This window comes from Halalkalibacter lacteus, assembly GCF_036663595.1.
Taxonomy (GTDB): domain Bacteria; phylum Bacillota; class Bacilli; order Bacillales; family Bacillaceae_D; genus Halalkalibacter; species Halalkalibacter lacteus.
The window spans coordinates 13440-28235 of record NZ_JAWRVL010000039.1 but is presented as its reverse complement, the minus strand read 5'-3'; the positions used below and the strand labels follow the sequence as shown (position 1 = coordinate 28235).

Below are 14796 nucleotides of genomic sequence, written 5' to 3'. Positions count from 1 at the left end.
GTCTACGCTTAAAGACTAAAGTTACCTTTAGCCCTCCAAGACTCGCTACGAGTGAGTGGCTAGTTCTTGCTCGACGGGAATCCCACCCGCTATATGATACGACCTAGGCTCGGCCGCACAACTGCTTCTTTAGTTTAAGTGAAATTATTCACAATATCATTATTATTCTAATGAAATACGTGAAAACGTTCCTCAAGAATCTGCCCAATTCATTAAGAAGAGCGCATTTCTTGCTCCAGAAATGCGCCCTATTGTTGAAATTCAAAGGCTTTTGAAGGGTCGTACTTAATGAAGAGTAGAACAAGTTATCTTAATAAGGCTAAACTTTTTTTGTTTCCATCCATTCATTTTCTAGAATACTCATTTCCCATAAGCTCCAGTACTCATTACCATTTTTTCTTGAGTCCCTAAGTAATCCCTCTTTTATAAATCCTGCCTTTTCATAACATGCAATTGCAGAAACGTTGAAATCAAACACACCAAGACTAACTCTATGTAAATTAAGTTCATCAAAGGCGACTTTGAGTATTCCTGTCATCATTAGTTGACCAATTCCTTGTCCCCTTACATTTTTATCAACGACTAATACTTTTCCTACTCTTGCAGATTTATTTTTTCTATCAATTTTACCTAAAGAAATATGACCAATAACACTTGCTGTTTCTTTATGAACCACTTTATACACCAAAGTATCGGAACTATCATTATTCGCATTCTCAATGTATTTTTCTAACTGACTTTCATTCAAGGGATAATCGAATCCAGGTCCTCCCCATTGAAGTAAGATATCAGGTGAATCAATCCAATTGATAAGTTGATTGAAATCTGAACGCTCGAAATATTTTAGTTTCACCATTATACGTTCTCCTCTTTCAACCTTTTATTATTTTAAATATACTGCATTCTATTGTATTTTTTAATTATTCCTTCTTCAACTCCATCGTTAGCTCTATAAACCTTATGCCATTAAATGGCCCTTTAATTGAACAATCAGCTGGAGTTTAAGGGGCAAAAGAAAGCCCCTTAACCCTAAGATGAACATGTACAACATCTAACAGCCTAGTTTCTTCTACATTCCTAGTTGTGTTTGTTTTTGATTCGATAGTCTGCTGCTAGAAAGAGAATCTTTACACTCATCGTTCCAATCTTTGGTATTCTTTGGTCTGTGATCGACAAGTGTATCTTCTCGCTTTAACGACTTACGTAATTTCTCATGAAATTCTCTTCCAGCTTCATCATTATCAACGCAAGAAATAATTTGCTTTACGCTATGTCCTTTTTCTTCTAAATCTTTAACGGCACGATAAACCGTATTCATTTTCAACCCACTCATACTAACTAATCTCGTATTTTGTACTTGCTCTTTCTTTACCGACCAGTAGGATAATAGATCAATCGGTGATTCAAACACAGCGACCTTATCTGGCTTTTTTCCAACATCGATCGTAAAACCACCATCCTTTTTCGAGTTAGACATGACCTGTTTGAATGTTCCACGTTTTGTATCGATTGTTTTTGTACCTTGCCGATCCGCACCAATGACTTCCCCTTGTGCGTTTTTCCATTTGAATACCACATTGTCTTTCTTGTCTTGCACGAGCAAGTCTTTTTTCATGCACCAATCGATAACTCGACTATCAATTTTACGTTCATTAACAAGATACTCTTTGATGTTTTCTGTATTAGAAACTTCAAAATATTCTGGATATTTAAAATACTCTTTTTCAGATTCTGCCACACGAGCTTTAGTCGGTGCATATTCATGTTCGTTCACTCTCTTAACAGCGTCAGGAAACGTTAAATCATAATAGGTCATAGCAAAACGAATCGCTCCAAATCCACCTTCTTGACGACTATTCCAAAAAAACTTCTCTCCTTTGATGACTAAACTATCATGATCTTCAAGGCGATAATAAGGTTCTGCCCTCTTACCTTCTTGTTTAACATCAATACCATTTGCGTCAATAAAGTCAATCAAGCGTACTTGCTTCGCTTGATTGACTTCATCGGTTGTAACTCTTGTCAACTTGCTCACCTCCTACATGCTTAAACCGATATTTTTTTGCTGGATAGGTGATTTTTGAAATGGAGAATCCTTTTCTTTTGCTTCATTTTTTGTGCAGCTATTTGTCATATCTTTCATGCTGCTTTCCATTCGATCTATCATTCTTTCATCTACGACATTCGACTTCAAAGCAAGGTATTTTACGTCAGTATATTGATTTTCAGCTTTCATTCGATTGACTACTTTTTCTTCCGTTAATTCACCTTTGTTTTCGGCTTGCAAGTGTGACTGGTACTTCTCATAATGCCCTTTTAAATGAACCATGATGTTAGTCGTGTCCATTTGTTCTTTATCGTTCGTAAATTTTTCATAAACATTTGATTTTAATGAATCAAGTTCACTTTCAGATAAATAGTTATGATGCACAGCATAATGTTCAATAACTTGAACATCACTATCGGATACATCAATCGCTAACTCATCTTTTACATTTGCATGTTTAAGATAAAGGTTCTCTTTATAGATACGTTCCAATGTAGTAGCAATAACTTCCTTTGAATAGATATCTTTTAAATGATCGTTTGTTTGAGGTACATATTTTGCAAGAGAAGGCTGCACATCTTTTAGATGATCGTGAAGATTGTGATACATGCCATCCCCTAAGTCGATTCGATCAGCACTTTTAACATGGATACCATTTTCATCAGGAACAACAAAATTTACTCTTGTTTTGTCATAGCCAGGTGTTTTAAAGCTATCTATATTTGCTTTTGCTAGAGTCATGTCCATATCTTTTATATTCATTAAACGATGATCTATATTCGTTTCTGACCAAACAACATAGGCGTGTGGCTCTTTCATATCAGGATGAACCATCTTTACATTATCCATTTGAGCATTCCACTTATCGTTCAAGTTATTAAAAGCTTCAATCGTTTCTTTTTGATCTAACCCTTGAAATTCTTTATTATTTAAGACGTTACGATTATGCTTGTCATAGAATGTAGATTGAAATTCATCAGGTGTTAAACCTGAAACTCTTTTTACCTCATCTCTAAATATGACTTCTACATTTCCAAATTTCTGTTGTAATTCTTGGTCAGACTCTTTTTCTTTTTGAAGTTCATTTGTCTTCACTAAATCATTTTCTAAGTGTGTGATAAATTCGTAAGAAGTGCCTTTCACTTCTTCTAATAATGCTAATTTGTCATTGATCTGTGTATGATCTTCTGTGTAATGATGAAGATAGTGCAAGCTATAATCACTGGTGTCAAGATTGAAATGCGAGCAAACTGTATAGGCGGTCATTTCAGCTTGGAATTCTTTTTCTGGGTGAGTTCGATCATGATTACCTGATTCAGTACCATGAAGTTTTGCATGTGCAAGCTCATGAATGACTGTCTTAACATTATGCAATTCAGAATTGCGAGGGTTTAATTCAATCGCTTTACGATTTTCCATTTCTCCATGACTATTCAATGCTTGATATTCAACATAAGACCCTTTTGCAGCTCCGAGTTCTTGAAATGGCTTGTCTAAGATTTCCACATCCATTTTACGTCCTAGTTCCTTTAATGATCGAAACATTTCATCATAATTTTCTACTTTTCCATCAATCCATCTGTTAGGAAATATAATGGGCAAATCTTCAGCTTTTGCGTTTGTTTGTGAGATGTCAAAAACATATCCAGCAGCATAGCCAATATGATCTTTTGTTTTCATATCACCTTTTTTAATAGCTTCTTTTTCTTCTTTCGAAGCATACTTTACACCGACTTGATATTTTTTTCCTTCACGTTCACGTTCAAATGTTTCATACTTTGTAGGTACTAATATTTTTATCCCCTTTTCACCTTTTTGAACGGAGTATCCTTTGTTTTTCCAAAAAGTAAAACTCCCGACTGCTTCAGCTCCTCGAAATTGTTTTTGAATCAACGCAGAGTTTCGTGGAGAATAGTTATAAAACTTACTCATAAAAGTAAGATACTCTTTCATCTGTTCAGGCGTTTTAAAAAACTTTTCAACTTGCTCATTTCGATCTTTTGTTAGTTTTTCAATCTCTTTTTTCTTTTCAGCATTTGTTTTGCTCTTAAACTTTTCCATATTCTCCTCTCCATTCTTTATTATTCGGCTGTACCATCATCATTAACGCCTTCATTAATATTGTTTAATTCTTCGTTATTTAATTCGTTCATATTTAATTTGTCGTCAAAAATCAAAATTTCTTCTTCGGTATCAAATAAAAAATACTCGATATCTTCTTCTAAAAGAAGTGTCTGAATCGTTTGTGTTTGTTCATCAGTTAAAAGAATATGATACTCTTTTCCAGCAGCTAAAATGATTGCTTCATTTTCACCTAACTCTTTAATAATACCTACTTCATATTTGATAGATTTCATATTATCCACCCCCCTTCTTAGAATAATAATCAGCTCTTTTTTGTTGTAGATATTCAATACGTCTTTGAACAGTATCTTTTGCTGTTTGTAACGGTTTTGATTCTAAATCTTCAGTCGTGAGAATATCTGAAACATCATCTTTAATGAACAAACCATTTAACAGTTCGATCAACACTTGTGTATTTCGATCCGTATTGTTCGTTCCAAGTAAAATGCGTTTCAATTCTTTTTTCATTTCTTTCGTCACGTTCTCGCTAATAGTATTAATCAATGTTTCTTCAAACTTCTCTTTCGTTTCAAATTGTTTGTGTTCTTCAATGATTGTATTAATTGTTCTATTGTCATGAGGTATCCCTTTTTGTTCCGCAAACCATTGAATATACTCTACGGATTCTTTAGATAATCGTAATCTTTTTACAACATCTTCACTCACATTGAATGACCCCTTTCTATATCTCGTTGAAATCGATCATAGGCAGATTGATTTTTATTTTGATTTAATTGGCTATAAACAATGCGATCAAAACCATATTTTAATTGATTAAATGCAACATTTTTTTTCATTGTTTGCACCTTATTATTATCGTTTCCGGAAGCAGATGAATAGAATTTTTTATCAATCTTATTAACTTTTTTATCGTACTCTCTCATTTCAGATAAAAAAGCATTTCCCATACGTTTATATAAATCGTCTAGTTTATTTGTTTTATAATCTTTGTATTTTTGACTGCTTCCTTCTCCATATGTTTTCTTTAAAATCTCTACTTCTTTATCTAATTTTTCTTCAAGCTGATTAAACTCTTTACGATAATAGGTATCAATATATTTTTTTGTTAGTTTGTTAAGTGCTGGTTTCACATGATTAATGTTCTGATAACCATAGTTCCAGTATCTCCGATTTTCAGGAAGAGCCTTATATATGTTCATAAAGTCTTTCTTGAAAGTCCGATTAAATGTAGAAAAGGTTTTATTTTCTTTTTTATTATTTACTATTTGCTTTCTAATCATATTGTTTATTTCTTGATGTTCTTTCGACCGATCATTAATCTTATTTACATATATTGATCTCATACCTTCTAAGGTTTTTAACTTTCGTTTTCCTCTTTGATCTTTTGTAGGTGATAAATCAACCGTTGCGATATGGATATGAATATGATCCGTGTTATGATGTATCGCACCAGACCATATTGTATTATGATCAAGTTTGCTTTTTTCAGTCATATCTTTCATCGCTAAGCGAGTAATATCTTTTAATCTTTTTTCATCAACTGTTTTTGTTTTCCGATCATAAATACCGTTATCTTCTAACCATTTATTATCGAAAGAAACGACATCTTGATATAAAATACTTCCTCTCTCTTGTGCTAACTTAAAGGCTTCTTTCATTCGATCTTTTTTCCCATCATCTAATTGATCGTCATGTTCAGAGAATAGAGAAGTTGCTTTCTCTTTGTCAGCCATATAATTGTTATAAAGACTAAAATCATTTTTATTTTTCGCTTCATCCCGATCAAGGTAATTAATATAATTTGTAAATTCTTGATTGTTTGGCATGACAAACTTTGAAGTGACTACCACTGCAGTACCTTTATCATTATTTGTCGCCATTATGCATCATCTTCTTCTAATAATAGTTGAATTAATTCATTATTCTTTTCGAGTTGCTTTCCGAGAATGAAGATCATTTCTGTATTCTTATCTAATGTATTTTTCAATTCCATTTCTCGTTCATTAAGATCGTTTATCATGACATAATTTTCAATCAAATCTTTTACATAATGTTGACGAGAAAGGTTATGTTTTTTCGCTTTTTCATCAATCGATTTTACAATAGAAGGGTCTAGGTTTCTTATTTTAATCTCCATGTAAAAACCTCCTTATCTAAATGATAGAAATTTTTTGGGGAAAATGGTGCTTAGTTAGAAAGAGCATAAGGAAAAAGTGACCCCAACTGCGTTGTGGTGTTAGGCAGAGCCTAACTTTTTCATGGGTACATCAATTCTTACGAATTGTAGACTTTGTGCATACTAATTATTTACAATTGCATAGTTTGTGCATATCAAAAAATGGAAATTACACACTTTGTGCATACCTAAAATAATAGAAAAGGCAGCCATTTCAATAATAAATGACTACCTTTTCGTACTGATCAGCTAGATTATTTAGATTACTTTAACGTTAAATCACGTTTTCTTTGTTTCAAATGATTGATTCGTTCTTGCTCAATTTTGATTCGTTCTTTAATCGTATTTATGTTATTTTCTAGTTCAATTATTCGTACTTCTTGTGCATTAATATTGTTATCAGTTTTTAGTTTTTCTTCGTCTGTTTGATAGACTCTTTCTCCTAAAAGTTGATTGATAGTTTCATTTATTTGTTCTTTTTCTTTTTCATTTTCTTCAATATTCGTTTCAAATTGAACAATCTTTCCCCCTATTCTTTCTACAATCAAATCCGTTATATAAGATAAATAGTCGTTACTTTCTCTTTCTTGTACTTTCCCATTTTCTACTTCACGATAATCTACATAGAGATTTTTTAGTTTTGTTTTTACTGGTTCTCCTGTTTCATTACCTTCATCATAGTGTGACATTTCTAGCGATATCTGAATATATTCTCTATCTATATTTTCAATATTTATTACCACATATTGTTCAAATTGAAATGATATAGTTGTATGAACTTCTCCAAAATCTGATCGTTGGTAAGCTTGAAAGGTAAGTGAATCATACTCATGACGTAAGTTTTTACTATCCAAAATGACTTCCATTTTATTTTGTTCTTCATCATAAATCCATTGAACAATCTCAATGTCATTTGTAGCAGAAACCCTAATATCTTCCCCTACTGGTGAAGCTAATACCTCAATGCTTTCTTCCATAAAAAATCCTGAAGTGAGAAAGAAAGCAAGTCCAAAGAACAAAAAAATAACAGAAGCAATATAGATTCTGCTGGATTTTCTTCTTAAATTAACTCGATCTTTGTTAAACATATTTCCCTCCTTATGCATTAGAGAATGTCTTGAATGTTTGTTGCTTTCCAGTCATCATTTTCCCTTTCAAAAGTCACTCGAATGAACGTATGTGATTGATCTTTTATGTTTGTTTCTACATAATGTATTTCATGTTCAAGTTCAATGATTATTTCGACTTCTGTTTGATTCATTTCAACATTTTCGATGTAATAATCAGAAGAAATAACATCCGTTTGTACTTCTGTTTGATTATACATATCAGAATAAAAGAACCTTTCAACTAATTCTTCACTCATCATATTTTGTGCTTCTGATTTTCTTGTTTGATAATCGTCAACTTTTTGAACAAAAACTAAATACACAAATGTTTCTGCTTGTTCTTCTAATTTTCTATAAAATTGTTCTCTTGCTGTGTTAGATATATATTGTTCATTATGTTTTAATTTTGTATTTTCCCTTTTTAATTCTTTACGTTCTGTTGCAAATGCTTGATTCGTTTCTTGACTTTGATGATTAGAAAAAAAGAGATAGCTGTTGATCGCTAACAAGAAAACAAGAATGATGATAGATGTGTATTTAAATGCTTTTATGCTATCCATATCAAGATCCTTTCTATTACTTATAGACGTTGTACTCTTCCGTTAAATGTGCTTTTCCAATATCCAGAAGTCATGTCTACAAAGGCTACACCTGTACTAGATTGCGCTCCAATAAACGTTCCATCACCGACATAAATACCCACGTGACCGTCTATTTTATACGTATCAAAAAACACTAAATCTCCAGGTTGAACATCTTTATAGGCAACTCGTTGCCCTTTATGTTTTAGCGTATCTGTCGTAACGGAATGTAACGGTCCTAGATCTACGCCAACCTGATTAAAAGCCCAATGAATAAAGCTAGAACAATCAAAACGTCCTGCGGATATATCCCTTTGATTCCTTCCTCCACCAAACACATACTTCGAGTTTCCAATCCATTGTGTTCCTACTTTGATAACTTCTTCAAAGTCTCCTGCATACATCGGTGTTCCTATATATTGCATGACTGCGTCTACATATCCGATATCTCCATAGCAAGCTCCTGTCTCTGCACTTTCAGGTCTGATACAAGAATACATTCCTGTATGTTTCAATTTTTGATATTGTTGCCGAGAAAATTCAATCGCTAATTCTTTTGAATACTTTCCATTATTATGTTTGTTTGCATAATCTATAAAACCATGACCAAAATTATAGGCTTGGAGTGCTAACTTTTCATCACCACTTGCTTTTTCTAAAACTCTAGCAAAATATCGTGTTCCAACATCAATACTTTCTTCTTGGTTGTCAATTGTATTTGGAGGTAAACCTAGTGATTCACTTGCTTGCATGACATCTTTTAATCGACCACCTGATTCTTGCATGGTCTTTGCCATAAGCAAATCAACATAATCGGGAATACCATGTTTAGCCGCATATGTTTCAAACAATGGTCTTAATTTTTCTACTTCTGGTGAAAGATTTTTCGTTCCACCTGAAGTAAAATCATAATCATTTGAAGAAGTTGAATTACCTCCACCGACCAAAGCTTGGAACATTCCAATGATAAAAACAGCCGAGAAAATGATGAGTAACATACTTATAAGGATGATCATTTTAGTTTTAAAAGTAATTAATGCTAATCCAACTTTAAAGGCGCCTTTTGCTAATGTATTCACTTTTTAAGCACCTCCACCAAATAAGTCCAATTCATCTCGAGATACGTCTACGCTCATTTTTATATTTTTGACAGAGGAAATACATAGTAGGACTTGGCCACGTTGCAAGTACGGAATTTGACTTAATTCGGAATCATTTAATTGACCAGTAAATACATCTTTTAGCTTTGATAATGATTCACTATCTTGTTCAGCGATAAATTTATATTGTGTTAATCCAAATAGTTTTTTAACTTCTTCTGCTGCCCTTTGAGTGGCATTGTCAGGAACAAAGTCAGAGATGATATGACTGGCAAAAAAGATACCGCCAAAGTATTTTCGAGCTTCTCGCATAAATCTCTGAAGGTACTGGACACCATATTCACTCCCTTTTCGTGTATTTATAATGTGGTGTGCTTCATCAATTAAAATTAAATAACGTACGGCATCTTCAAACTTTAAACGATGTTTATTGTAGGCTTTTAATTGGGGTTGACCGTTTTCTAACATCCCATCCCACAACATGTTCATGACGTTAAATAATTGCGCCTGAAAGATTTCAGGTTTTAGTTCTGATAAATTACGTAAAGGAAAAGAAACAAATTGTTCAGTGTTAAAATGGTCGATGCTGGAATGTCCGTTAAATAAGTGAGTATAGTTTTGTACAAGGTTTTCGATATTTAATTCAATATTCTCTAATCGTTCACACTTTTTCTCACTGATCGTTTCATCTACTTTTTTCTCTTCACTATTTTCATAGAGTTCGTTTCGTAACATTGCTAAGAAATCAGAGAAGATCGGATATTCATTAGCCTTTCGATCAGTAATGCGATTATCCGTTTCACCTTCTACCCATAACCCATGTTGAATATAAAGTTTTCTTAATAAATTTTCATATTCTTTTATTTCCTCGTTCGTTGTATTCGGATTTAAAAACCGGTAGAACACACTTAATTTGGATAAGTGTTGCGTAAAGGACAGTTGTTCATTCGAATTACCATGATCATCTGTTGCTGTTCTATAGACATGCAACGGATTAATGAAACCGTTGCTACCATCAAGTGCAATGACCTTTCCGTCGAGAGCTTTTGTTAAATCTTCAAATTCACCTGTAATATCTAAAATTCTGATTTTGTGACCTTTAATTGCATTATCTGAAGCCACTTTTTTTAAGAGTGTTGATTTGCCTGAACCCATTTTTCCAATCATTAAAGCGTTGTACGATTTTCGTTTTTCGTCTTTATGAAAGAGATCAAACAATACATTTCCGTTTGTATCAGTCGTTCCATAGTGGGTACCGAACGGATCATCTAAACTGGTAAAATGGAAAGGAAATCCTCCTGCTAGAGATAGAGCAGGAATTTCAATACCCTTGCGTTTATTCGGATATTTTTGTTGTGCTTTGTAATTTTTGTGTAAACCTTCCCATTCATATTCTTGTTCATTTAGAAATACACTTCCTCGAAAGTTTAGAGATTCAAGGTTATTGATTATTTCCTTTACCAAGCGTTCTAATTCGTCAATGGTTTTCGCACTAACGAACAAACGTAAGATAATCCTCTTTAAGACCTCTCCCTGTCTTACTTCGTTATATACATCTTTTAATTCCTCATAACCTTCACTTGCTTCAATAAAGTCAGACGTATCTTTTGCTTGATGACCACGATTTTTTTGCTCTGCCATACTTTTATTGATATTGTCGATCACTTCTTTTCGGTTCGGTGTAGAGATGTCCAAACTCGCAACCACGTTCGGCATGTTCATGATCTGTTCGAGCCAAAAGTCCGTCACAATCGTTTGAAAGTCATAGACATGAATACACGTTTCGTATCCATCCCCTTTGCGTATAAACGCTTCATCGAATTTAATCCCACCTTGCGGTTGTATTTCGGAAAGTAGATAGGGGTTGTAGCCATATGTTTCTTTACTCGGAGTGGTTTCAGCTGCTGGTTTAAGTTTGTTTAAAATGGCCCGTATCATACTACTTATCCCCTTTCGAACTTTTATTTTTCGAGTTGAGATTATTCAATTTATAAAGAATGTTAATCTTCTTTTCGTCGCTTAATCGAACAATCGGGCAAACAACGTTCATTTGAGCCGACACTGCTTTGATTCGAGAATGTAATGTGAATTCATCATCAGCATAAATGAACATATAGTATTCTCTGTTTGCTCGTTCCGTTTCAATAAACTGTAATTCTTTTAATTTTTGTTCTAGGAACAAACGATATTGAGCGTTCGTTGTTCGATCTAATTTTTTTAGAATAAACTGTTGTTGCCCTGACGTATCCACTGGAAAGTTTAACGGAATAATTTTCATGTCGTATTGATACCATTGAAGGAAATAAGCAAGCGAATAGATTTTTTTCTCTTTGTCATCGTGATTGAGTGCGTAAATATCAGTGGAAGTTAGTTGTACGATCTCCATGTAACCATCCTCATTTGATAGTTGGAAATATCCGTTTCCTGTAATGTCAATGATAGGAGAGATTTCAGCAAAGCTTGATTTCACTTTGATTTTTTTCGGTTTATCCTCTTTTTTTGTTTCTATGTTCGATTCGTCAAAGATCGAAGAACCCTTACGTTTTGTTTTTTTTACTAATCGTGTTCGGTTAGGTTCATTGAAGATCGCCATTATTTTTTTCACCATCCTCTGGATATTCGTCTGTGCCATCTACGATATAATCAATTGCAGTGTACGTATCTTTACGCCTTCTGATTGCATAGTAGATCGCTTCATAAATCCTCTTTTTCGGGTTAGTTGCAGGTCTAATAATCATTAAACCTGCAACCACCACCATAAATCCGTAGAAAAGGAATGTCAGAGAAGAATGAACGATATTGCTCATAACAAACGTAAAGAGCAATAAACCTACCAGCAAACCAAGATCAGTTAAATAAAGTGCTTTGTTTATCTTTAGTTCACTGGATATATGTTTTGGAATCCGATAATGAGCCATCTAATCACCCTTTTACTTTTTTCTAGTAAAATTCTTTTTGAAGTTACGCTTGATCGCCTGACCAGTGTTACGCCCAACTTGATAGTTTCGCTTTGTATTCTTAACCGTTTTTGTTGAATGGAAGCGTTGCGATACGGTATCTTTCATGATCTGACCCAGGTGACGATCTTCTTGAATAACCTCATTATTTTCTTGAATGACTTCTTTTTCATGTGCACTATTATCAATGTCATTTGTAACATGCGTTGTATGGATTACAGTGGACGTTTTTGTACCTCCACTACCTGAACTTGAAGTACCGCCAGTTCTTGGTGCGCTTCCTGAACCTCCTGAAGTTCCACCTGATGATGTACCTCCTGATGTTACACTGCCTGACGAACCTCCTGAAGTCGTTGTACCTCCTGATGAAGGGGTTTGCCTTACCGTTTGTTGCCCACTACTAGAGCCTTGTCGATGGTTAGTGGATGTTCTTCTTTCCTGCTCGATTATGCCACCTCCTGAAGAATCCTCAATAACTTCATTTAACTCTTCAATCATTTCTTTTCCACTCTGACCAACATTATTTGATACACGTTGCGTATTCTTCACAGATGATGTTTTCGCACCACCACCGCCCAACGAACCTCCTGAATTACTACTTGCTGCACTTGATGTTCCTCCTGAAGTGCCACCGCCTGATGCTGTTTCAGCAGCACCACCTAAAGAACTTCCGGACGTTCCACTACCTGATGAAGGGGTTGGCCTTACCGTTTGTTGTCCACCATTAGAGCCTTGTCGATGATTGGTTAATGCTCTTCTTTCTTGTTCAATTGTTCCACCGCTAGAAAAATCCTCAATGACTTCATTTAGCTCTTCAATCATTTCTTTTCCACTCTGACCAACATTATTTGATACACGTTGCGAGTTTTTCACAGATGATGTTTTCGCACTACCACCGCTTGACGTACCTCCTGAAGTACTACTTGCTGCGCCTGAAGTACTTCCTGACGTGCCACCACCTGATGTTGTTCTAGCAACATTGCCTGAAGTACTTCCTGAAGTCGCTTGTTTCCCATTCGTAGCCCCGCCAGCTTGTTTTTGATCGGTAACACCAACTGTTTCTGAACCTTCTACTGTACTAGCGACCTGATCGAAAGCTTGCTCAATGTCATTAGGAAAGCCAGTTTTTGCAGCGCTTTGTGCGTTTTGATCATTAACAGACGCCGTTTGAGGTGAACCAGTTGTCTTATTTCCTCCGTTTCCAGCACCCGCAACACCACCTGATGTATCTCTTGCTTTGCTACCTGAAGTACCTTTACTGTTCGTACCAGCAACACTTCTATTTTTCATTTGGTCATGTAGAGAGGTTGGTCTTGTTGATCCATTTTGATTTCCTTCACTGTTTCCTTTCCCTTGAGCTTCACCCTGTCCCGCATGACCTGTAGCACCTTGCTCTTTAACTTGTGCGTCGGCTTTATTTCCTACTGCGCTAGTAGCATTTACTTTCCCATCACTTTGTCCATCCCCCATCATTCCATGAGCAGCACCAGATAAAAAACCACCAGTACTGGCTGTCTTACTTGCAGCAGAACGAGCACCTTTTGCAGCAGCAAGCGCTCCTTTCCCCATTCCTTTGCCTAGACCAGCAGCACCTTTAGCAGCGGCATAACTTCCAGCTAATGCACCCCACCCTGATTTCACGCCAGCGTCAATGCCAAATAGCCGTTCAACAATGTTCGGACCATCGATAACTGCTAGCGCAAAGCCGATCATAGCGATTAGATAAGGGATGCCGTCAAGGTATTCTCCTAGAAATTCTGTTCCAATCATGTAGACTTTCAAACTTAGAAAGATCATGATGGTTACTAGAAAAATGTTTAAGATGTTTTGCACGACTTGCTTCATTCGTTGTCCACTGTGCATGTCAGACGGTGCGACAAATAAAGCTAGAATATAGTTAAAAGCTAGTTCAAAAAATAACTTTGCTAACTTGATCGCTACCGTAATCAATACCACACCAACGACAAGCAGTGTACCTAACATGTTTATCCAATCAAGGGTATACCGATAGTAATATTCTTGTGTGATATCGGTGATCCAGTTTCCACTCTCTAACTTTACAACCGCCCTCGAACCATCCCCTAACGTTTCTATCTTGTGTCCTAAGATTTGCTCTCCATCATTTGATAGTTCTTGATCTGCCGTAACGTTACTACCTTTTGTTAAATATGAGTTGATGTTAATGTCTCTGGTGAAATTCGACTTAATTCTATTCTTATCTTCTAATTCAGGTGTTTGCCAGCCATCAAGATCAAACAGCGAAACATCTGTTATATTGTCTCGGATAATCGTATTAGATAAGGTGCTATTGCCACCTTCTTCATAGTTGATAGCGTCAATGGCATCACTAGAAAACCGTTCTGCCTGTGACATCCCCGACCCAAGCAACACAACGATAATCAAAGCCATTACCACGTTTGTAAAAACGCCAGCTCGATTAAATTCTTTTTGAAAAATCAATAAATATCCGATAAACAAAATGTTGAAAGCAAATAAAATAACCAAGATTGGTTGAAATTTCTCTACAAACTCCACAAATTCAGGGTGATTGTAAAACAGCTTTAATCCAAGAATAAGATCAGTGATATTTTCAAGCTGGTCAATGAACCAAGCCAGCCCTAAAACAAAAAACCATCCGATGGTTCTAAAGACATCAATAAAGATCGTACCTTTAGATAAATGTTCGCCAAACTCTAATAGTTTTTCTAAAATTTCCTCGTTACTCACGTCCTCCCCCCTTT

14 protein-coding genes are annotated in these 14796 nt (G+C 35.1%); all 14 read right to left on the bottom strand.

All coding sequences use genetic code 11. The features are described from left to right. Positions 1-319: 319 nt before the first annotated feature. Positions 320-856 carry a GNAT family N-acetyltransferase gene (locus SAZ04_RS19450; RefSeq protein ID WP_332698462.1) on the bottom strand — a complete coding sequence of 179 codons (537 nt, stop codon included), beginning with the start codon at positions 854-856 and terminating at the stop codon, positions 320-322. A gap of 213 nt (positions 857-1069) precedes the next feature. Then, a complete protein-coding gene (locus tag SAZ04_RS19445; protein WP_332698459.1) occupies positions 1070-2026 on the bottom strand; it encodes a toprim domain-containing protein in 957 nt (318 codons plus the stop codon). Between the two features lie 12 nt (positions 2027-2038). Then, a complete protein-coding gene (locus tag SAZ04_RS19440) occupies positions 2039-4108 on the bottom strand; it encodes an ArdC-like ssDNA-binding domain-containing protein (RefSeq protein WP_332698456.1) in 2070 nt (689 codons plus the stop codon). Between the two features lie 20 nt (positions 4109-4128). Beyond that, positions 4129-4404, bottom strand: a complete 276-nt coding sequence (locus tag SAZ04_RS19435) for a hypothetical protein (protein ID WP_332698453.1) — start codon at positions 4402-4404, stop codon at positions 4129-4131. A 1-nt stretch (position 4405) separates the two neighbouring features. Then, positions 4406-4837, bottom strand: coding sequence for a hypothetical protein (locus SAZ04_RS19430; RefSeq protein ID WP_332698450.1), 432 nt, complete (start codon positions 4835-4837; stop codon positions 4406-4408). After that, positions 4834-6012, bottom strand: a complete 1179-nt coding sequence (gene mobP2, locus SAZ04_RS19425) for a MobP2 family relaxase (protein ID WP_332698447.1) — start codon at positions 6010-6012, stop codon at positions 4834-4836. Before mobP2 ends, SAZ04_RS19430 begins: the two co-directional genes overlap by 4 nt. Further along, on the bottom strand, positions 6012-6269 hold the full coding sequence (locus tag SAZ04_RS19420) for a hypothetical protein (protein WP_332698444.1): 258 nt from the start codon (positions 6267-6269) through the stop codon (positions 6012-6014). Before SAZ04_RS19420 ends, mobP2 begins: the two co-directional genes overlap by 1 nt. A 302-nt stretch (positions 6270-6571) precedes the next feature. Further along, positions 6572-7396, bottom strand: a complete 825-nt coding sequence (locus SAZ04_RS19415) for a hypothetical protein (protein ID WP_332698442.1) — start codon at positions 7394-7396, stop codon at positions 6572-6574. A 17-nt stretch (positions 7397-7413) separates the two neighbouring features. Continuing rightward, the gene (locus SAZ04_RS19410; protein WP_332698439.1) at positions 7414-7977 is read right to left on the bottom strand and encodes a hypothetical protein; all 564 of its coding nucleotides are present in this window, start codon (positions 7975-7977) and stop codon (positions 7414-7416) included. Positions 7978-7997: 20 nt separating this feature from the next. Beyond that, positions 7998-9077, bottom strand: a complete 1080-nt coding sequence (locus tag SAZ04_RS19405; protein ID WP_332698436.1) for a bifunctional lytic transglycosylase/C40 family peptidase — start codon at positions 9075-9077, stop codon at positions 7998-8000. 3 nt (positions 9078-9080) lie between these two features. Further along, a complete protein-coding gene (locus SAZ04_RS19400) occupies positions 9081-11033 on the bottom strand; it encodes a VirB4 family type IV secretion system protein (protein WP_431309035.1) in 1953 nt (650 codons plus the stop codon). Positions 11034-11037: 4 nt separating this feature from the next. After that, positions 11038-11691 carry a TraC-like domain-containing protein gene (locus tag SAZ04_RS19395; protein WP_332698430.1) on the bottom strand — a complete coding sequence of 218 codons (654 nt, stop codon included), beginning with the start codon at positions 11689-11691 and terminating at the stop codon, positions 11038-11040. Beyond that, positions 11675-12016, bottom strand: a complete 342-nt coding sequence (locus SAZ04_RS19390) for a DUF5592 family protein (protein WP_332698427.1) — start codon at positions 12014-12016, stop codon at positions 11675-11677. Before SAZ04_RS19390 ends, SAZ04_RS19395 begins: the two co-directional genes overlap by 17 nt. Positions 12017-12028: 12 nt before the next feature. Then, positions 12029-14782, bottom strand: a complete 2754-nt coding sequence (locus SAZ04_RS19385) for a pLS20_p028 family conjugation system transmembrane protein (RefSeq protein ID WP_332698424.1) — start codon at positions 14780-14782, stop codon at positions 12029-12031. Between the last annotated feature and the right edge of the window lie 14 nt (positions 14783-14796).

What these genes read in the sequence shown, in the direction of transcription:
- SAZ04_RS19450 (WP_332698462.1), bottom strand. Translation starts at nt 856, where the DNA reads ATGGTGAAACTAAAATATTTCGAGCGTTCAGATTTCAATCAACTTATC.
- SAZ04_RS19440 (WP_332698456.1), bottom strand. Translation starts at nt 4,108, where the DNA reads ATGGAAAAGTTTAAGAGCAAAACAAATGCTGAAAAGAAAAAAGAGATT.
- SAZ04_RS19435 (WP_332698453.1), bottom strand. Translation starts at nt 4,404, where the DNA reads ATGAAATCTATCAAATATGAAGTAGGTATTATTAAAGAGTTAGGTGAA.
- mobP2 (WP_332698447.1), bottom strand. Translation starts at nt 6,012, where the DNA reads ATGGCGACAAATAATGATAAAGGTACTGCAGTGGTAGTCACTTCAAAG.
- SAZ04_RS19420 (WP_332698444.1), bottom strand. Translation starts at nt 6,269, where the DNA reads ATGGAGATTAAAATAAGAAACCTAGACCCTTCTATTGTAAAATCGATT.
- SAZ04_RS19415 (WP_332698442.1), bottom strand. Translation starts at nt 7,396, where the DNA reads ATGTTTAACAAAGATCGAGTTAATTTAAGAAGAAAATCCAGCAGAATC.
- SAZ04_RS19410 (WP_332698439.1), bottom strand. Translation starts at nt 7,977, where the DNA reads ATGGATAGCATAAAAGCATTTAAATACACATCTATCATCATTCTTGTT.
- SAZ04_RS19395 (WP_332698430.1), bottom strand. Translation starts at nt 11,691, where the DNA reads ATGGCGATCTTCAATGAACCTAACCGAACACGATTAGTAAAAAAAACA.
- SAZ04_RS19390 (WP_332698427.1), bottom strand. Translation starts at nt 12,016, where the DNA reads ATGGCTCATTATCGGATTCCAAAACATATATCCAGTGAACTAAAGATA.